Here is a 20376-nt window from a genome sequence, read left to right as displayed (position 1 = left end):
TGCAATTTACCGTCCTCTGTAGGAGCTGCCGCCGGCGGCGATCTTTTGATCTTCAAGAGCAAAGTCAAAAGATCGCAGCCTGCGGCAGCTCCTACACAAGCGCGTTGTGTCAGAACGCCATTCGCCACTGGCCTGTCACGCCGTAACTGCGGCTGTCGTTGCCGGCCTCGCCAGTGAGGCCAATGCCCAAGGTGTTGCGGGCGGACAGAGTCAGATCCACACCCGCATCCAGCGTAAAGCTGTTGCGATCCATCTCGGCTCCGGTGACTTCAAAGCTTTTGCCACCCCTGACCAGTTGCTGGCGCGTTTCGTTGTCGAGCTCACCGTAGGTGTGTTTTACGCTCGCGCTCAGGCGCGGCGTCAGCTGCATGCCATTGGACAGGTGGCTGGTGTTCGCCATGCGCAGGCCGAGGGTGCTGCTCGGATTCGCCCGTGTTTGCCCGTGAACCTTGAGTGCCGCATCGCCACCTTTCTCGGTGTAGCCGTCACGCTGGTAGCGTTGATAACCCACACTGGCGAACGGTTCGATGCTGACGTTGCCGCGACCGAGGTTGTAGCCGACTTCGGCAAAGACCTGCTGGGTACTGGCGTCATAGCTGCTCTTGAGCCGATCACTGAAACCATTGAAGTCGACGCGACGTTTGCCGTTGCCGTCATGATGGCCGTACGTGGCCCCCAGGCGCAGGGCGAACGGGCCGTCTTGCCGCAGCGCGTAGGCGCCGAGGTGCCAACTGTCGAGATCGCCGTCGAAGTGTCGGGCGTCGAAGCGGGTCTGCGCTTTTGCGCCCATCAGGCCGACATGCCATTGCTCGTCGAGTCGCCAGTCGGCACCCAATATCAGACCTTGGGTGGAATGCTTCAGGACACTGTCGACGTCACGATCGACCTTGCCGCCGTGCCCCAGCGCTTGCAGCCAGACCCGCCCGTTGCCTTCGCCGCCAGCCGCCAGACGCGGCGCATTCCCCGATCCCTGCGCTGCATTACGGTTGTCCAGTTGATGCATCGCCGAGAGCATGCTGGCGCTGACCGGATTGACGCTGCTCAGTGTGGCTTTGGCGAGATTGGCGTTGCTGCCGGCGGCGAGTTGGTCGAGGGCGATGACGGTGGCGGTCTGATCGGCGGTCTGCAGGGCCTCGACCGCCGCATTGTCCGGGGCAGCTATTTGCCGGGCGGGCTCAGGTGCCGGGGCTGGCAGAGTCTCTGGCTTTTTCGCCTGAACCGGATCGGGCGAGGAGGCTGGTTTTTGAATGCTTTTTTTGATCGCACTGCCGTTTTCTGTCGGGACGATTTTCTTCGGCGGAGCCTCACCCGGCGGATGGCCTGGCGCCACAGGCGTCTGCGCTCGGTCGGCATTTTTTTCTGGAAGCGGATCGCTCTTTGCTGCCGTTTCCCCAGCGTCCATCGGCTTCGGCGTAACGGGCTTTTCCGTCTTCTTGCGCGGCTTCTTGGGCTTCACCTCTGCGTTGACCTGAGGTTCCGTTTGCTCGGCCAGTGAAAACTCTACGCACCCGACAGCCAATGCAACGGCCAGGACCAGATGTTGAAGCTTGTAGGTGTGAATGGGCATGCAGTTGGTCTCTCGAAGAATGAGACCAAACTCTAAAAGTCGATGCCGGTGCGCCGATGCCGGGCGATTCCGAGCAGAGTGCAGGTTTTGCGGGCTGGTTGTGTAGCCGGGTCACTGGCAAGTTTCGAATCTGCCTCGTTTACCCGACTGTCCAGACGCCTTTGCCTACAACACCTGCTGAAGTATCGATTGGCGAAATCTCAGAAACTCATCTGCCACTGCCCGATCAACCCATGGTTGCGACTGTTGTTGCCGATCTCGCCGCTGTAGCCGATACCCAGCGAGTGCCGGGCGGAAATCCCCAGATCCAGTCCGGCTTCGAGCACCAGACTGTCGCGATCCATCGAACTGCCATCGACATTGAATGCGCTGCCGCCGACCACGAATGCCTGACGCGTCGAGCTGCTGACATCGCCGTAGGTGTGTTTCCAGCCAGCGGCCATGCGCGGGGTCAGGCTCATGCCGTTGTCGAGGCTGCTCAGGTGCGCCAGGCGCAGGCCGAAGGTGCTGCTGAAGTTGTCCTGGGTCTGGCTGTCGACGTCCAGTGCGGCGGCGCCACCCTTTTCCTGGTAACGGTCGCGGTGGTAGCGCTGGTAGCCGAGGCTGGCGAACGGTTCGGCGCTGAGGCGGCCGCTGCCCATGGCGTAGCCGAGTTCGGAGAAGGCTTGCTGGCTGTCGGCGTCGTAATCGCCTTTGGGCCGATCACTGAAACCATTGAACGCCACCGTGCGTTTGCTTTCGCCCTGATGGCCACTGTAGGCGGCGCCGAGGCGCAGGGAGTACGGGCCGCTTTGGCGCAGTGCGTAGACGCCGACGTGCCAGCTCTCGACGTTGCCATCGACGCCGGTCGCGTCCAGATCAGTCTTCGAATAACCGCCGAGTACGCCGAGGCGCCACTGTGGATTCAGTGCCCAGTCGGCACCCAGTACGCTGCCCTTGGTGCGTTGCTCCAGGCCGCTGTTGCCGTGCTCGCCGTCGAGCTTGCCGTAGCCGCCGATGGCTTGCAGCCACAGGCGTCCGCGCGCGTTCGGGTCATTCAGATTGCGCGCTTCCGACGGTACGCCGTTGGCCGCCAGCACCGGGGTGTCGCGTTGATCAAGGCCAACCATCAACCCCGGGCTGCCGCCCATTTGTTGCATAGCCGACAGCATGCTGTTGCCCACCTGACTGCTGGCGCCGAGCGTGGCGCTGGTCAGGTTGGCGTTGCTGGCGCCGGCCAGTTGTTCGATCGCCGCGCCGGCCGTGCTTTGGGTGGTGTTGAGCAAGGCGTTGTACAGCGCGTTGTTCTTGCCCATCGTGGCCAGGCTGTTGGCCGCGTTGCTGCCGTTGCCGGTCGCCGCGAACTGATTGAAGGCCACGTCATTGCGGGTGTAGGTCAGGTCGACTTGTGTCGGTGTATAGGCCAGTGTCGGCGTGAGGAACGCGTAGTGGCTGGTGACGTTGCCGAAGGTGCCGTTGACGTTGGCGGCTTGCAGCACGGTGTAATGGCTCTGCCACGGATAAGTGCCGCTGCCGGGGTTCACCGCCAGGGTCGCACCGTTGAGGCTGGCGGTGCCGCCGACCTGAACCGGGGCGCTGCTGCCATCGGCGTTGACGCCGTAGACGAGGGTAGAGCCACTGCCCATATTCAAGTCATGGACGATGGTTGCGCGACCCAGGCCGGTGTCGGTACGCAGCGTGCCGTTGACGTTGAGATTGCCCACCGAGCCGCCACCGGCATACACACCGCCGGCGTCTACGGTCAGGCTGCCGGCAATGCCGCCCTGGTTGATCAGGGTCGCGCCATTGCGCACCGCGCCGCCATCGCTGAAATCGCCGCTGCCGGTGAGTGTCCACGCACCTTGCCGGACCTCCAGCCATTCAAAATTGCGGCTGGCGCCGAAGCTGCCGCCCGCCGCATCGTCCATCACCACCCGGTCGTACCCGCTGCCGCCATCGACCACGCCGACGAAGCGACTGCCGTTACGCAGGGTCAGGCTGTCGTTGCCGCCACCGAGGTCGAGTGCCAGGCCGTTGCTGCCGCTGATGGTGCCGCCGTTGATCACGTTGTCGGCGAATTCGCCGACGAACTTCACGCCGAAGCCGTCGAGACCTTGAATAGTGCCGTAGTTCTCCAGGGTGGTGGCTGCCAGCCCCGAACCACCGCTGCCGTCGTCCACCAGAATCGCGCTGTTGGCGCCGCTGATCAGTGCGTTGCTCGCGTTGAGAATGTAGCCGCCGCCGAGGGCGATGCCCTCGCTGCCGTTGGCGAATCCGCCCTTGTCCACGCCTCCCGCACCGACGCCCTGAATGGTGCCGTAGTTTTCGATGTGGGCGATCTTGTCGATGTCCACGCCATCACCGTCACCGTTCGCCTGCAAGCCTGAGTAAGCACCGGTGATGGTGCCGTGGTTGATCACCGTACCATCGCCGTCGGAACCGAATCCGGAACCATTGCGGCCGGTGATCTGCCCATAGTTGACCAGCGTCGCACCGAGGTCGGTGGTGATGCCATGGCGGCCGCCGGAAATCACCCCGTAGTTGGTCACGCTGACACCGCTGGCCGAGTCGATGTCGATGCCATCGAATTTCTCATCGGCGTTGTGCGAGTCGCCGGTGGAGATCTCGCCGTAGTTGGTAATCGTCGCGTTGGCGCCGGTCTTCATGCCGTCGCTGGCATCGCCACGAATCAGTCCGCCAGCGCGGTTGATGAGGGTGGTTTTGACGCCGTCGCTGCGCAGCGCATCGAGGTCCAGGCCTTGACCGCTGGTCGAGCGAATCACGCCGCTGTTGTCGATCAACAGACTGCCACTGACGAAGTTGCTGTCGATACGCAAAGCGTCATTGGCGCCGAGAATCTGCCCGCCGCTGCGGTTGTAAATCTGGTAATTGCGCGCCTGGGTCAGGTCACCACTGCTGTCGATGGCCCGGCCACCGCTGGAAACGATTTTGCCGGCGTTATCGATCACCACACCGGCGCCGCTGGTGCCGTCCTTCAGGCTTACCGCCTTGCCGCTATTGGTGATGCTGCCCGGTGCCGAGATCGTCAGCGTGTCACTGCCGCCAAGGGTTTGCGCGGCAGTAGTGGCAGTGTCGATCTGCACGGTCTTGCCGTGGGCGGTGCCGGCGGTGATCAGCAGAACGGCAGCAAGGGACAAGCGCTGAGGCGGGAAGGTCATGGGTGGACGGCCTTTTGTTATAAGCGGGCCGTTCTGTATAGCGATGGGTTTTTACAGAATGATGTCTGTTGTCGGATCAGCTCAGCTACGCCGCACATAAGCCTTGCCGTAATGCCGCTCCATTCGCGCCTGAATCAACTCCAGCCCAATCGACATCAGCCAGTAAATGATCGCTGCCGTGGTCAGCATCTCGATGTAGCGGTAGCTCGAGCGGCCGTAGGACTGCGCCAGAAACATCACTTCCCAGACGCCCATCACCGAGATCAGTGATGAGTCCTTGAGCATCGAGATGAACTGGTTGGTGGTCGGCGGGATGATCGTGCGCATCGCCTGGGGCAGGGTGATGCGCCAGAAGATCACGCTCTCGCGCATGCCCAGCGCCAGCGAAGCTTCGCGTTGGCCGTAGGGCACGCCGAGGATGCCGGCGCGGAAAATCTCGCTGAGGTAGGCGCCATAGTTGAGTGACAGGGCAATGATCCCCGCCACCACCGCGCCGGGTACGACACCCAGTTGCGGCAGGCCGAGGTAGATCAGCAGGATCTGGATCAGCAGCGGCGTGCCGCGAAAGAACGAGGTGTAGAAACTGGCGATACCGAACGCCACGGCGCTTTTCGACAGGCGCGCGAGGGCGGTGACGAAGCCCAGCAAGGACGAGGCGACGATGGCGCACGCGCAGAGAAACAGGGTCAGTGCCGCACCCTGCAGAAAGCCGTTGGGCGCCAGGTGCACGCCGAGCAGATTCGGCAGCTTGTCGAGGATGATCGAGAGCTTCAAATCGAAGCTCAGGAAAAACCCGGCGAACAGGCTGAACATCGCCGCCCATGTCAGGTACAGGCGCGTGCGGAAACCGAACAGCCGTTGCAGGCGCGATTCAGCCACCGGTTGTGGCGGCTGTGGAGGTGTCGGGAAGGCAGTCATTGGCTGATGTCGGCGCCGATCCATTTCTGCGACAGCTTGCTCAGCGTGCCGTCCTGCTTGAGTTGCGCAAACACCTCGCGCACTTTGGCGTCCCACTCGGCGTCACCCTTTTCGATGGCCACCGAGTTCGGCTCCGAGTACAGCGGCGTGCCGGCCAGTTTGAAGCGCTGGTCCTGATTCAGGCGCGGCTGCGCGGTCACCAGGTTGGTGAGGATGGCGTCCAGGCGCACACCGGCGCCCAGGCCCAGGTCCTGGAAGGCAACGTTGTCGGTATCGTACGGAGCGATCTGCACATCTTCGAACGGGTATTCCAGGTGCGTGTCTTCGGCGCCTTCGATGACCAGATTCTTGTTCAGATAACTTTCGTAGCTGCTGGCGCTGGTCAGGCCGACTTTCTTGCCGCTCAGGTCCTTGGCGCCGTGGATGCGATCGTCCTTGGCGTTGACCACGATCACGGCAGGCGAGGCGTAGTACTCGACCGGGAAATCGAACACTTCGGCGCGGGCCTTGCTCGGGGTCATGGAGCAGATGCAGATGTCATAGCGCCCGCTCCAGCGGCCGGCCGCAATGACGTCCCAGGACGGCGTTTCGAGGCGCAGCTTGACCCCCAGCTTGTCCGCGACGGCTTTGGCGACGTCGACGTCGAAGCCGTCGAGCTGGTTTTGCTCATTGAGAAACGAGAAGGGTGGGTAGCTTTCCATCAGCACGCCGACCAGTTCTTTTTTCTGTTCGACGCGATCGAGTGTGGCGCCGCCGAAGGCTTGAGTGGACGCGGCCAGAATCGTCAGGCCCAAGGCCAGTAGCGGTTGAAATTTCACAGTCGACACCTGAAAAAAAGGGGTTGTTATTAACCGGATGGTGCGTATTAAATAGTTATAAGAAATACTCTGGTAGTGAGTAATTTTCATAAGCATATGAGTGAAAAGCATATGGGCACAGCAAGCACGGTAATTCTCGATGGCGGCATGGGCCGTGAGTTGCAACGCGCCGGGGCGCCGTTTCGGCAGCCCGAGTGGTCGGCGCTGGCCCTGATCGAAGCGCCGCAAGCGGTCGAAGCGGTGCACGCCGCCTACATCGCCAGCGGCGCCAATGTGATCACCAGCAACAGCTATGCGGTCGTGCCGTTTCACATCGGCGAGGCGCGGTTTGCTGCTGAAGGTCAGGCGCTGGCGGCGTTGGCTGGAGAGCTGGCGCAGCGTGCGGTGCAGGCGTCGGGCAAAGCGGTGCGAGTGGCCGGTTCATTGCCGCCGCTGTTCGGCTCCTATCGCCCGGACCTGTTCGAAACAGCGCGGGTGAACGAGTTGCTGGCGCCACTGGTGACCGGCCTGGCGCCGCATGTCGACCTGTGGCTGGCGGAGACCCAGAGCTCGATCATCGAGGCGCGCTCCATCCGCGCCGGTCTGCCGCAGGACGGCAAGCCGTTCTGGCTGTCGTTTACTTTGAAGGATGAAGACACCGATGAGGTGCCGCGCCTGCGTTCCGGTGAACCGGTGGCCGAAGCAGCGGCGGTGGCCGCGGAATTGGGCGTGGAGACGCTGCTGTTCAACTGCAGCCAGCCGGAGGTGATCGGGGCGGCGATTGACGCGGCGTGCGATACCTTCGAACGCCTGGGCGTGCAGATTCACATCGGCGCGTATGCCAATGCGTTCCCACCGCAACCCAAAGAGGCGACCGCCAACGACGGCCTCGACCCGTTGCGCGACGATCTGGATCCGCCGGGGTATCTGCACTGGGCGCAGGATTGGCAGCAGCGCGGTGCCAGCCATTTGGGCGGCTGCTGCGGGATTGGCCCGGAACACATCGCGGTGCTGGCGCAGAAACTGGGGTAAACAACAGATCAAAAGATCGCAGCCTGCGGCAGCTCCTACATGGGATTGATGTTCACCCTGCAGGAGCTGCCGAAGGTTCGGGCCGCGATCGGACGATCTTTTGCTTTGACGATTTAACTACGGCACTCGACCAAACCTTTGAGCTGCCCGGTCGGCGTCTGGTTGGCATCGCTCAACCACTGCTCGAACCCTGCCGCAATCGCCGGCCACTCCGCATCCACAATCGAATACCACGCGGTATCGCGGTTCTGTCCCTTGACCACCATGTGCTGGCGGAACACGCCTTCGAAGCTGAAGCCCAGGCGTTCGGCGGCGTATTTGGAGCGGGCGTTGCCGTTGTTGCACTTCCATTCCAGGCGCCGGTAGCCCTGTTCGAAGGCGTATTTGGCCAACAGGTAAACCGCTTCGGTGCTCTTCGGCGAGCGTTGCATCGGCGCGCCGAAGGTCACATGGCCGATCTCGATGCGACCCTGCGCCGGGACAATCGACATCAGGCTGAGGATGCCCTGCACCTGACCTGTGACGCGGTCGATGACGCTGAAGAAATACGGATCGCTGCTGGCCGCATGATTGTTCAGCCAGTCATTGAAAACGCTGCGCTGCGGGAACGGCCCATAGGGCAAATAATCCCAGAGCTTCGGGTCGGCGCCGGGGCCTTCGAGGGCATTGAACAACTCGTCGCCGTGGCGCGCCGGGTCGAGGCGTTCCAGGCGGATGAACCGGCCTTCGAGCAAGGTGGCGGTGGGGGCGGGGACGCCTTTCCAGTCGGCAAGTGCAGTGGTCATGTACGCGGCTCCTTAAATGGCTTTGCGAAACTGGATGAATCCGGGGCGTTCGGCGATGCGCTCGTAGAGCTGGATCGCGGTGGCATTGGTTTCGTGAGTCAGCCAATGCACCTTGCAGCAACCGTCGGCCTTGGCGGTGGCGTAAACGTGTTCGATCAGCAAGCGACCGACGCCGGTGCCACGAGTCTCTGGCGCCACCAGCAGGTCCTGCAGGTAGCAGGAGTTTTCGATGCTCCAGTTCGAACGGTGGTAGATGAAATGCACCATGCCCACCGCTTTGCCGTCGGCCCAGGCGAGGGCGGCGTGGGTCGGCTCGCTCGGGTCGAGGAAACGCTGCCAGGTGCTGTGGCTGACGGCGTCCGGCAATTCGCTGTTGTAGAAGCGCAGGTAGGCTTGCCACAGAGGCAGCCAGGCGGCGTGGTCGCCGGCAGTCACCGGGCGGATGTCGATCTGACTCATGCTGATTTCCTTAACGCATCAAGTGGGCGAGGGTCTGGTCATTGATGTCGGGGCTGGCAGCCAGGCCTTCACGCACGCCGGCAATGTCTTCGGCGCTGCGGTTCTGGCTGAGCTTGCGTTTGCCTTCGAGGCGATCGATGGGAATGGCGAAACCGACGATGGCCTTGAGCATGCCGTCGATATAGTCGGCCGGCGCATCGTCGACCTTCCACGGTTGCGCGCGGCCGGCTTCATGGCGATCAGTCAGCGTGCTGACGATGTCGAGCAGGCGCCCGCCGTCGCTGAAGGTTTCGGCGTGACCGTAGGCGTGCACCGCGACGTAGTTCCAGGTCGGCACGACTTTGCCGTGCTCGGCCTTGCTCGGGTAAAACCCCGGGCTGACGTAGGCGTCGGGGCCGGCAAATATCAGCATCGCTTCAGCGCCGTCGCGCAGGTCTTTCCACTGCGGATTGGCTTTGGCCAGGTGCCCGTACAGCGTGCCGTTCGGGCCTTGTTCGCGGTGCAGCAGTACCGGCACGTGGCTGGCTTGCAGGCCGTTTTCACCGTGGCTCACCAGAATCGCGAGACGGCTGGCGAGGATCAGTTCGTGCAGTTGCGACAGTTCGTCGATGGCAAAGGCGCGGGGCGTGTACATGGAGAGATTTTCCTTGGCGAATGCCTGCATCCTAGGCAGGCTATTGGTCTGTTGTAAGAGCCATTGATGACCAATTTCATAGGTCCATTGTCATGCCCGAATCGCCCACGCTGTCCATGCCGTTCAATCCGGCCGGTATCGAGCTCGACCGCCGTCAGGGTTTGAGCCGCCAGCTCTATCAGGCGCTGCGTCTGCGCGTGCTGGACGGGCGTCTGGCCAGTGGCACGCGGCTGCCGGCCAGCCGTGATCTGGCGACGGCGTTGGCGATTTCCCGCAACAGCGTGGTGCGCGCCTACGATCAGTTGTACGCCGAAGGCTTCATCGAAGGCCGGGTCGGGGACGGCACGTATGTCGCCCAATTGCCGCAAAGCGCATTGCCCACGAAAAAACTATCCACAAAAGTATCCACAGGGTTTTCAACAGGCTTACCCACAACCTTATCCACAAATTGGCTGGATTTACCTGTGATTCCATCCAGTAAAGTTATCCACAGCGGTGCTGCGCAGCGCCTGGAAAACAACCATTTATCGTTACCGCCAAGTGGCCCGCCGAAGGCTTTTCGGGTCGGTGTGCCGGCCTTCGATCTGTTCCCGTTCGAGGTCTGGGCCAAGCTCAACGCGGCTTTCTGGCGTAAACCCGATCTGCAGCAACTGTGTTACGGTGATCCGGCCGGGGATCAGCGTCTGCGCGGATTGATCGCCGCGTATTTGCGCAGTTCGCGCGGCATGCAATGCACCGCTGAGCAAATAGTGATCACCAGTGGCGCGCAGCAGGGCATCAGCCTTTGTGCACAGCTGCTGGTGGAGCCGGGCGATGCGGTGGGCATCGAGAATCCCGGCTACCGCGCAGCCGGCCATGCCTTTGCGGTAGCCGGGGGCCGGTTGCACGGGGTGCCTGTGGATCAGGACGGCATTGATTGCACAGCACTGGCGCAAATTGCCGACTGCCGGCTGGCCTATGTCACACCCTCCCACCAGTACCCGACCGGTGTGGTCATGAGCCTCGCCCGGCGGCTTGAACTGCTGGCCTGGGCCGAGCGCAGCCAGGGCTGGATCATCGAGGACGATTACGACGGCGAGTACCGTTACAGCGGCGCACCGCTGGCTCCGTTGGCGGCACTGGATCGTCAGGGCCGGGTGCTCTACGTCGGCACCTTCGGCAAAGTCGCCTTTCCGGCGCTGCGTCTGGGCTATCTGGTGTTGCCGCAGGGGCTGGTGCAGGCCTTCGCCCGACGCCGCGCGGTGGACGTGCGGCATTCGGAAGTCAGCACCCAGGCGGTGATGGCCGAATTCATGGCCGCCGGACATTTTCTACGGCATATCCGCCGGATGCGGCGCGCCGCCCTGAGTCGGCGCAACTGTCTGCTGGCGCACTGGCCGGAGTCCATCGAAGGCGTTGGCGGGCTGCCTGCGGTGGCCGCCGGTTTGCACCTGACGGTCGCCGTGGACAGCATTGCCCGTGAGCGTGAGCTGATTGCCCAGGCCGAGAGCGTCGGTGTCGAGGTCAACGGCCTGAGCAGCTACTGGTTGCCTGACTCGCGCACCCCGATGGATCGGCGCGCGGGTCTGGTGCTGGGTTTCGCCGCCGTGCCGGAGGCCGACATTCAGGCTGCTCTGGCACGGCTGCGCAGGGTCTGGTGCGCCTGATCGCGTCGACGCTTTTCAGCCAGCGGCCGGCTCCTGCTGGCGGGGGTGGATAAACAGGTCCCTGATGGTCGGGCTGACGATCCGCCGCAGCGCGTTATCCACGGCATCGAAGCGCTCCAGCTCCAGCCGGGTTTTAGCCGGCAGTTCCTGCAGATAGCCATCGGCGATTTTCAGGTGTGCGGCGGTGAAGCGGTCGCTCGGATCGGTCAGCGAGTTGTAGTGGAAATGGGCGACCCACAAGGGTTTGTTCTGGCGACGCTGGTCGAGAATCTGATACTCCTGAAAGTAGTCCTTGCGCTTTTTGGTGCGGATCCGCCCGTGGTCGTTTTTGACGATCTGTACCAGACCGTGTTGATGCAGCCATTGCAGATAACTCTCCCGGGGTCTGCGCCCGGTGAGCATGCTGCCGTAGACGCTGATACCTTCGCGACGCAGGCGCGCCGCCGCCTCGCGCAGTTCTGTAGGGAGACTGCCCACCGGCAGTTCGGCGCGCCGCCGGGCGAGTATCGCGTCGATATCTGCCGCCCGCTGATCGAGGCGGGTGGCCTGCTGGTCGAAGAGATCCTGCATGTCGGCGGGAATGCGCGACGGGCGCTGGGCATCGGTGCGCCAGCGCCGGATCAGCGGCTCAAGTTCCTGGAGCATCTGCATGGCACTGCCGACCATTTGCTCATCGCTGAGGTTTGGGGTCGTAGCCGGTTGTTTGTGAATGGTCCTGATCAGCGGCAGTTCTTGCTGCGCATGCGCCGTGGAGGTTGCGCTGGACGCGGGCCTGGGGGTTTCGATGACCCGCGGCCGGGACTTGTTGACCTTGCCGGTGGCGCGGGAAGTGGAGGGCGTGGGTTCGGCTCTGGCGGTGACGGTCGCCGGCAACTCCTGCGGTTCCGGCAGGAGCTTGAGCAAGTGCTCGCGCGCGATCTGGTGAAAATCGCTGACCAGATACTGAATGCGCTGGAAGCGAACCGGCTCCAGCTGTGCGGACGAGCTTGCAAATACATCCTCCAGGCGGCGCTCTGCATCGGCGAGCCGGTCGACCACGCTGCTCAATTTCTCGACGTTCGGCGTGAGCTGGTGACGCCGCTCGACCAGTTGATGGCCGGCGTCCGCCGCGCTCTCGAAAATCGGTCCGATCAGCTCCCGTAACGGCTCCAGCACGCTGTCCGGCGCCTCCAGCATCGACAGCTCGATGGACATGCCGATCTCATTGGCGTGCAGGTCGCGGCGGCTGAACGAAGGCATCAGCCGCTTGAGATCAGCGGCCACCTTGCGCGTGGCTGAGGTGTGCTTTTGCAAGGTGTTCAGCGAGCTGTACAGATGCTCGAGACGCTCGACCATTTCGTCGCTGACGGCGATGGCCTTGCTCGCGGCTTGCATCTGCACTGTCCGCGAACGGGTCTGTGCCGGCTCCAGCGGGCTGATTTGCGGCGCGACAATGTGCGCGTATTCGCGCAATTTCATGCGCATCCAGCCGCTGAGGAAGCGGTGCTGTTCGACGGTCATGCGCATTAATTCAGCTTGATAAACACCTCCGGTGCCGCCCGCCTCGCGCCACTTTTCCAGCTCTGCCAGGGCCTGACGGTAGCCTGTGGACAAATCGTCGGCCTTGGCGATGTAGGTGCTGATCGCCTCTTCAGACAACGGCGTGTTCTGGTCGCCAGTGTCCAGGGGCAACAGGGCCTCGTCCAGACCGGCCTTGCGGGGGGCCTCCTGTGCGAAGAAACGACGCAGTGCCGCCCAGGCTTCGTCCTTGCGCGCCTCCCGTTCCCGGACAAAGGCGTCGATACGCCGCGTGGGGCCACCGCCACGCAGGCGCAGGCGCAAATCCCAGTGCCAGCGCAGGCTCTTGGGGTCGAGCCGGATGCACAGGCCGGGGCGCGCCGGATGCTCCGGGTCGAGGATCTGCACCGGCTCGTCCGTCTCGGCGCGGACCTGGAACCAGCGTTCGCCGACCTGGGCATACAGCTTTCCAGCAAACTCGTAGAGATGACGGGCGTTGGCCTGAGCGTTGGCGGCAAGGGCCGGCCTCGGCACTTTCAAGCGCTCGATCGTCAGCAGGAACGAGGGCTGCGTGTTGCGCGTGAGCGGGGTGGATACCAGCAGCGACGGCTGTGGCGCGGGATCGACGGACGTCAGTTCCACGGGGTCGTGAACGACGCGGGGTGGTGCCTCGTGGGGTATCGCGATCGCCGGCAATCGGTCGGAGCGCAGGCGGTATCCCGCAGTATTTTCGCTGCGCGGGCCGGAGGGCTGGATACGTCGAATCGCCACCTTCTGCACCAGCAGAATGCTCAGTGTCAGCAGCACGTCGCCGATCGACGACCATTCAACCGAGGTTGCGCCTTGTTCATGGGCATCCAGCGCCTGCTGGATCTGGCTGATGGTTTGCCAGACCCAGACCGCCGCGCCCGCCGGGCCGCTGAGGAAGTTGGCGGCAACGCCGAACAGCGCCCAACCGCTGTCCACCAGCAGGGCCCAGCGGCGCTCGGCGTTGGAGGTCGATTGGCGATCGGCAAGGTCGGCCATCGCCTGACTGTTGCTGGCAAACAGCGTGGCGAAGATATCGCCGCTCAGGGGAGTGTTGGTGAGGTCGACGGCGGCGGTCAGGTCGAGGTGAATGAACGGCTCGAAGGCCAGTTCGGTCACGGTCCATGGCGAGGGCAGGCCGCTGGAAAACACGTACTGAGCGTACTCGAAGCTCAGTGCCCGGGTCGGCAGCCAGGCGAGTATCGAGTCCTGCAGTTCGCCGGGCTGGTAAAACGCGTACAGCAGGTTCTGCGCGGAGGGAAACTGGCGCAGCGGTTGCTCGAGCAGCGGTCGATACAGCAGACACGGACCGCTGCTGCCGTCCCGTGGGCCGATGATGTACATGTTCGCCACGGTGTCGGACGTTTGGCTCAGACGAAAGCGCGGGACGAACGCCAGCGGACGGATCTGCACCGGCCACTGCGCGACGGGCGTCTGCGCGGTGATCGAATCGAGCAACTGGCGAACCAGACGATAACCCTGCTCGTCGACATCGCCCTGATGCTTGAGTTTGCACTCCAGCGCCAGGATCGACAGCAGCCATGGCAACTGGCGGCAGTAGCGGGTCTTGTGGCGCCGGGCTTGAACCGGGTCATCAATCAGGGTGCGCTTGATCAACTGCGGGTAGTGTTCACCGATGTTCACCTCACCGGCGATGCGTTGCAGCAGTTTGACGGTCAGCCAGGCTGGTGCGGACGTGCCGTCGGCGTAGTCGAGAGTCGTGAGGTAGGCAGGCGTGTTGCGCAGGGCAAATTCGCCGAGGCTCAACTCGCGGATGCTGTGCGGATCGGGCAGAACGAATCCGCCGGCCTCGAAGCTGTCAGTGAGGGTGATCCGCAGGTCATCCAGGCGCAGCAGTGAAGCCTGTTCAGGAGGCTGCTCGGCGAGGATGGCGGCGCGCATCTTCTGCTCGGCATAGTCGAGGATCAGCGGGACTTCCCGGACATCGAACGCGTCGCTGTCGGGGCCGCCCCGCAAGTTGCCCAAGGCGCTCAGGTCACTGCTGTAGCGCTGGATATCTTCAAGCGATGCGTTCTTGAGCCATTCGGGGATGGCCTGGTCCAGCTGTTCGAAGCGTGCGTTGTCCTGCGACTCGATGACCTCGCCATAGGGCTGGCGTGCGCCGAACCGGGCCAGCGGCGAACGGCTGGCGGGATCCAGTGATTCGATCGCATCGAGCTGACAACCCACCAGCGCCTGGACCATGGCATCGAAAATATTGCCGTCGGGTTCATACAAGCGCCACTTCAGATCCCGGCCGCTCAAATCCATGTCGAGGCGTTCAGGTAACGTGGCGGCCAGTTGCGCCAGTGAACTGAACGATTCGTAGCCATCTTCGATGGTGTACAGCGCGATCAGCTCTCGATCGCCGGCTGTTGCGGTCAGCACCAGCGCACCGGCGAGCATCAGGTGCCGGGTGCGGCTGCTCTCCGCGAGGTCGAAGACCAGATCGAGGTCAACCAGACGCGCGCGTATGTTGGTCAAACCGTCACCGGCCGTCGCGCGCAGCGTCTTCTCCGGCTGTTGTGCGACGTGCCGGGCGAGGCTGCACTCATCGACCGTCCAGCCGTTGGCGGTGTGTACGTTCAGGGCATTTCTCAGGTTGTCGGACAGCTGTTGCCAGCGCGGCTGGCGGTCAACGGTTTCATTCCAGTAGTGCAACTGACTTTTGGCAAAACCGAGGAACAGTGCCGGGGCCGTTTCGTTGAGGATTGTGGTGATCGCGTCCATGCCGACCGGCAGGTGCACCGGCTCGGCGTCGTTCGGGGACAGGGTGAGGAAGTGCTCGCCTTCGATGTAGTTGGCGCTGTCCTGGGTGAACGCCTGCCGCGCCAGCGCATGGGTCAGCGATTCGAAGTGGCTGCTGTGGCTCACCAGACGTTCTCCCTGCGCCTGCCAGAGCGGGGTGATCAGCATGGCTTTGTCCGGGTCGATCGGCAGTTGCGGAATATGCTGCTTCAGGCTGATGCGCAACAGGTGTGCGGCGGCGTCGTGGAGGATCGGACCGCCGCTGGTCTGCTCGATCAGGCGACTTTTGTTCTGCAGTTGGGGGACAACGTTGGTTCGGGTTGTGTCACTCATGGAATCTGCACCGGTAGGAGGGTGGATGGCGCGGCACCTGCCGCATGCAACCGACAGTAGCGAGGCCTCCACCGGCCCGGGTGGTAGATATGTATAGGGTGCATCCAGACCCGCGCGGTGTGCGCGGGCCTGGATGCCGGTCAGGCGAAGAACACCGCAGCGGCTTGCGTATGGCTGATGCTGCTGCGGTGAATCGCGATCAGCTCCTGGTTGCTGCGGTTGTCGCGTTCGACGTAAGCGCCGCCCAGGAGCCGTTGCTCAACGGTTTTCAGGTGCGCGGCGGTGAAGGCGGTCAGCGGGTCCGTCGGCGCAGCGTAGTGAAAGTGCGCGTACCACAGGACTCGGCCGCTCGGTCGGTCGAGAATCGAGTATTCCAGCAGGTAATCCTTGCGCGGCCCTTTGAGGCGCCGGCGCTCGGTGGTTTTGCCGATGCTCACTTCGCCCTTGCCGAGCAGCCACTCGACGCGCGCGGCCGTGGGCGGTTGTTGTTTGGTCAGGCTGATTCGGGCGCTGCGCCCCGTGGCATACAGTGCCTTGGCCTCGATATCGAGTTGCTGGCGCAGCGCCGAAGCGGAGACCGTGCGGCTCTCGGTGTGGTTGCCGGCGACCAGGGCCTGATCGACTTTTTCCATGGCCTCGTGCAATCGCGTGGCGTGCAGATAGTAGGTTTCCTCGATCTCCGTCGGATTGCGTTGCGCCCGATCAATGTGCGCCTGGGTACGCCGGCGAAATACCGGCAAGCCGTCGATCAGGGCTTGTCCGTCCTGCAGGCTTTTCGCCAGATCGGGGCTTGGGCGAGGCGACGTACCTGGCCTGGCCGGTACCCGTTCGACCCAGTTGCCTGGGGTCTTCTCGTGGAACGTGGCGATCACGCGGCCGGTCAGCGGTGCGCGCACGTCGACCAGATCGCTGTCCTTGCCGTCGGCACTGCGCCGGGGCTGGCCGACCAGCGTGCCCTTGTAACGGGTCTTGATGATTTTGCGCGCCGGGGGTGTCGGCGATTTCGAGGGGCCGGCCACCGGCTCCACCAGGCGTTGTTCGCGCAGCAGGTTGGACAGCTGCTGCACGGCGTCCTGCTGGAATCCGCCCACGCGTTTTTTGATGTCCTCCAGCCGTTCGGTCATCAGCTCCTGCGGATACTCGGTGACGAGATCGGTGAAGCGCTGTTCGATGACGTCGAACTGTTCCACCAGATTGTTCATCGCGTCGATGCGTTCGCCGAGCTGTTCCAGGCTCTCTTCAGCGCTCAGGTCCAGCGCGCTCTGAATATTCAGCGAGGCATCTTCGATCAGGCTTTCCAGATCGACACGGGCTTGTGCGCGAAACTCACCCGGCTCGGCCGTCAGGCACAGCTCTTGCCCCAGCGTGATCTGCAGCAGCTTCAGGTCGTCGAGGGAAAATTGCGGCAGCCGAGGCTTGTACTGCCGGATGGTATCCACCCCCTCTTTGCCCAGCAGGCTCAGTTCGGCGAAGCGCTCGTGGGCGAACTCGATTTTATCGATGATGCCTTTGGTCAGTTCGGCCATTTTCTCGAAGGGATCGCTGCGATCGCTGGCCGCGTTGTCAGCGGTTTCATCGAGCAATCCAAGGGTGACTTCCATGCTCTGGCGAAAGGCCGGGTAGGTTTCTTCGATCCATGACTGCATCAGAAACAGTTGCAGGGAGATGCGGTCGACCATCGCGGTACGGTAGTTGGGCACCGCTTCAAGAATGTTCAGCTCTTTGAGGCCGTCGATGTGCACGCTGTAGGCCTGCATCTGGCTCTCGAGGGTATCGAGAAACTGCTGGCGCGCGGCTTCGGCAGTCTGCGGCGTGGACTCGAGCATGGCGCGGCGCACCGTGACAAGTTGGCTGCGCTGGTCTTCCAGGCTTGCTTCGAAGTCGCGGATGGCCTGTTTTTTCTGGCGTAAATTTTCCGCGTTCGCCTCCTGCAGCTGCTTGCGCCGGCTCTTCAGGCCGCCGGCGCGCAGGCGCAGGCGCAGGTCGATGAACCATTCACCGCGGGCATTGCCGATCAGCAGGGGGCCGCTGCGGGGCGGTTGCTGACGGCTGTCGATGATCTGCACGTCATCGTTGTCGTTGAGTGCGACCTCGAACCAGCGGCTGCCGACCTCGGCGTACCATTTTTGTCCGGCACTGCGCAGATGGCGATGCGCGCCATCGCTGGCGGGAGCGGACAGGGTTTCGGGCCGGCTGACTTTCAGGCTGTCGAGGAAGGTGCCGAGGTCCGCGGGTGCAGGGTGCAAGGCCCCGAGAATGTGCAATGACAGTTGATGGTCGTCCGGCAGTTGCGCACCGCCGATGTCCGGCAGGCGGGAGACGCGGATCAGCGGGCGGGTGGTGGGGCTGCTGATCGGGCGAGTCTGTTCATGGGGGCTTTCCACAGCCTTGTGCGGTACCGGTTTGCGGGTGGCGGCGCGATGGGCCAGGACCATGCCCAGCGACAGCAGCAGGTCGGTCAGCGCTGTCCAGTCCAGCGTCTGCTGTTGGTCCTCGGTGTCGGCGAGGCTTTGCAGGTCATCGAGGATTTGCCACACCCATGCAGCAGTGCCGACGCCGCGTCCCAGAAATGGCAGCGCCGCATTGAACAGCGCCCAGCCGCCCTGCTTGAGGCTGGCCCAACGCGCCTCGGCATTCGAGGTGCTGCTGCGATCGGCCTGGGTCACCAGTGCTTCGGCGTTGCGCTGAAACAGGGTCGCCAGCAGGTCGCCTTCAAGCACGCGGGTGCCCAGGGTCACATTGGCATCCGGGTCGGGCGCCGCCGTCGGGTCGATCAACAGCTGCGGGATCGTCCATACCGAGGGCAACGCCCCGGGGAACACATACTGTGAATAGTTGAAGCGCACGCGGTCCGGCAACCAGGCCAGCACCGACTGGCGCAACGTTCGCGAATGCTTGATGGCGTACAGCAGGTTGGCGGTTGACGGGTACTGCAACAGCGGTGCTTCGAGCAGCGGGCGATACAGCAGGCACGGGCCGGAGTCCGTCGCGCGCGGACCGATCACGAACATGTTGAGCACTTCGTCGCTGTTGCCGCCCATGACGAAGGCGAGCGGGCGAATCACGATGTCCTGGCCGTCGACCTGGCGATCCGCCGGCTCAGCGGCCAGTGCGGCGGCCACATAGCGATAACCCAGCTCATCCACACCGGCTTCGCCGCGGATCTTGTGTTGCAACGCCAGCAGCGGCAGTTCGATCGGCAACTGACGGCTATAGAGCTGGCGCAGGCGGGCAGCCTGGGTCGCGTCGGTGATCAGCCGGTTTTGCAGAAACTGGGGGTAGGCCTTGCCGATGTTCACCTTGCTCACCAGGGTTGTCAGATACACCGGGGTCATCCAGGACGGAACTGCGGTGACGCCATCGCGGTAGCGCACGCTGAAGTTACCCAGCGGCAAGCCCGACAGATTCTGCAACGCCAGTTCAACCAGGGACAGGGTCAGGGTCTGTTCATGCTCCGGTGCCACGAACGTGCCCCAGACCACCACGCTGGTGTCGGTGAGTTCCACATCCTGCAATGCGAACCTCTTGTCCGGTGCCAGATGGATGGCGTCGTTCAACTTTTCCAGGGTGAATGCCTGAATGCCCGGCACCTCGGTCTGGAAGGTCTTCCCGGCGTTCTGTTGCTGCACGGCGACCAGATCCAGCAGATGCCGGCTGTAGCGAGCCTGATCGGCGGGCGCAGCGCTGGCCAGCCATGCCGGCAACGATTGCTCGACGCGGACGATGGCGGGTGAAGGATGGGGGGCGACGCTGTCGTCATCGCGACGGGAGCGCGATATCCCGCGCCCGGTACGCTGGAAGAAGTCGATGTCACCAATCGCCTGGGCTTCCAGCGCAATCAGCGCGCAGGCCTGGTGAGCGAAAAAATTGCCCTGGGGTTCGAACAGCCGCCACTTCACATGGATGTCGCCAACGCCGCCTGCCACGGGCCAGTGCAGTGATTGTTGCAGCTCGGCGAAGCTGTCGAAACGCTGGAAACCTCGGGGTAGCGAATGGCTGATGATCAGGGTGCGCGGGCCGACGGTTCCGACCAGCACGACCGTGTCGAGAATGTTGAGGTGGCGGCGGGTGGATGCTTCATCCAGGTCCAGATCAATCAGGCAGGCGCGGGTCTGATAGGGGTCAGTGGGAGCGCGCAGGCGTTTGTCCGGTTGATTGAACACGGCACGCGCCATGGCACGCTGATCGGCGTCCCAGCCGTTGTCGTCGCTGACGTTCCACAGCTGCTGCAACGACTGCGAGAGCTGATGCCAGCGCGGCACGGAGGGGCTGACGATATCGTTCCAGTACTCGATCTGTTGCTCCTCATAGGCCTTGAACAACAGCGGGGCGAGTTCGTTGAGCAGGGCGCCGATGGCCTCGATCTTCACGGGCAACTGGATACCCGATTCCTGGGTCAGAAAGTGTTCGCCGCCGATGAAGGTGACCGCTGTGCCCGACAGGCTCAGGCGGACCAGCGCATCGGTCAGCGATTCGATCTGGTAAGGCCCGACCTCGATCCCGTCGTCATCGACCAGCCAGGTCGGGGTGGCAATCAGCGCCAGCGCCGGGTCGATAGTCACCGGCGGATCCATCCCGGCGAGAGCGGGGCGCAGGGCCCCTGAGGCGACTTCGGTGAGCGAGGGGCCGCTGACCAATTGTGTAAGTACATCGACAGCGCTGGGGGCGGTGCTTTCGGGCATGACCAAATCCTTGTCTGACGTTGGCGGCCTGCGGTGTGCAGTGCCGGACAAGGGCGAAGGTAGGGCGCTGGTCAGGACGTCGGGTGGTACATA

General features: G+C 63.3%; 11 protein-coding genes. 2 read left to right on the top strand and 9 right to left on the bottom strand.

All coding sequences use genetic code 11. The features are described 5' to 3' along the window. Positions 1–109: 109 nt before the first annotated feature. The 4 genes from NTD85_RS11020 to NTD85_RS11005 form a co-directional block, all read right to left on the bottom strand. Positions 110–1567, bottom strand: coding sequence for an autotransporter domain-containing protein (locus NTD85_RS11020; protein ID WP_315975134.1), 1458 nt, complete (start codon positions 1565–1567; stop codon positions 110–112). Between the two features lie 200 nt (positions 1568–1767). Further along, on the bottom strand, positions 1768–4725 hold the full coding sequence (locus NTD85_RS11015) for an autotransporter domain-containing protein (RefSeq protein WP_262142148.1): 2958 nt from the start codon (positions 4723–4725) through the stop codon (positions 1768–1770). A gap of 81 nt (positions 4726–4806) precedes the next feature. Beyond that, the gene (locus NTD85_RS11010) at positions 4807–5643 is read right to left on the bottom strand and encodes an amino acid ABC transporter permease (RefSeq protein WP_003229672.1); all 837 of its coding nucleotides are present in this window, start codon (positions 5641–5643) and stop codon (positions 4807–4809) included. Then, positions 5640–6461, bottom strand: a complete 822-nt coding sequence (locus tag NTD85_RS11005; RefSeq protein ID WP_262142147.1) for an ABC transporter substrate-binding protein — start codon at positions 6459–6461, stop codon at positions 5640–5642. The genes NTD85_RS11010 and NTD85_RS11005 overlap by 4 nt, the downstream gene beginning before the upstream one ends. Positions 6462–6572: 111 nt before the next feature. On the opposite strand from NTD85_RS11005, the gene NTD85_RS11000 reads away from it, so the two are divergent. After that, positions 6573–7472 carry a homocysteine S-methyltransferase family protein gene (locus NTD85_RS11000; RefSeq protein ID WP_262142146.1) on the top strand — a complete coding sequence of 300 codons (900 nt, stop codon included), beginning with the start codon at positions 6573–6575 and terminating at the stop codon, positions 7470–7472. A gap of 113 nt (positions 7473–7585) precedes the next feature. Here NTD85_RS11000 and NTD85_RS10995 read toward each other — a convergent pair whose 3' ends face one another. From NTD85_RS10995 to NTD85_RS10985, 3 genes are read right to left on the bottom strand one after another with little or no spacing between them, the layout of a single operon-like run. Beyond that, positions 7586–8257 carry a GNAT family N-acetyltransferase gene (locus NTD85_RS10995; protein WP_262142145.1) on the bottom strand — a complete coding sequence of 224 codons (672 nt, stop codon included), beginning with the start codon at positions 8255–8257 and terminating at the stop codon, positions 7586–7588. Positions 8258–8269: 12 nt separating this feature from the next. Continuing rightward, positions 8270–8716: a GNAT family N-acetyltransferase gene (locus tag NTD85_RS10990; protein ID WP_003229664.1), complete on the bottom strand. Its 447-nt coding sequence runs from the start codon at positions 8714–8716 to the stop codon at positions 8270–8272. A 10-nt stretch (positions 8717–8726) separates the two neighbouring features. Further along, positions 8727–9350, bottom strand: coding sequence for an FMN-binding negative transcriptional regulator (locus tag NTD85_RS10985; RefSeq protein ID WP_103521545.1), 624 nt, complete (start codon positions 9348–9350; stop codon positions 8727–8729). A 92-nt stretch (positions 9351–9442) separates the two neighbouring features. Between NTD85_RS10985 and NTD85_RS10980 the strand changes: the two genes are divergently transcribed. Next, complete coding sequence (locus NTD85_RS10980) at positions 9443–10996, top strand: PLP-dependent aminotransferase family protein (RefSeq protein ID WP_262142144.1); 1554 nt, start codon at positions 9443–9445, stop codon at positions 10994–10996. A gap of 15 nt (positions 10997–11011) precedes the next feature. On the opposite strand, the gene NTD85_RS10975 is transcribed toward NTD85_RS10980, so the two are convergent. After that, positions 11012–15601 (bottom strand): dermonecrotic toxin domain-containing protein, encoded by a 4590-nt coding sequence (locus NTD85_RS10975; RefSeq protein WP_262142143.1) that lies wholly within the window; start codon positions 15599–15601, stop codon positions 11012–11014. 140 nt (positions 15602–15741) lie between these two features. After that, positions 15742–20283, bottom strand: coding sequence for a dermonecrotic toxin domain-containing protein (locus tag NTD85_RS10970; RefSeq protein ID WP_262142142.1), 4542 nt, complete (start codon positions 20281–20283; stop codon positions 15742–15744). Positions 20284–20376 lie beyond the last annotated feature (93 nt).

This window comes from Pseudomonas sp. 13B_3.2_Bac1 (genome assembly GCF_025466205.1).
Lineage (GTDB): Bacteria > Pseudomonadota > Gammaproteobacteria > Pseudomonadales > Pseudomonadaceae > Aquipseudomonas > Aquipseudomonas fluorescens_H.
This window is presented reverse-complemented; position numbering and strand designations above follow the sequence as displayed.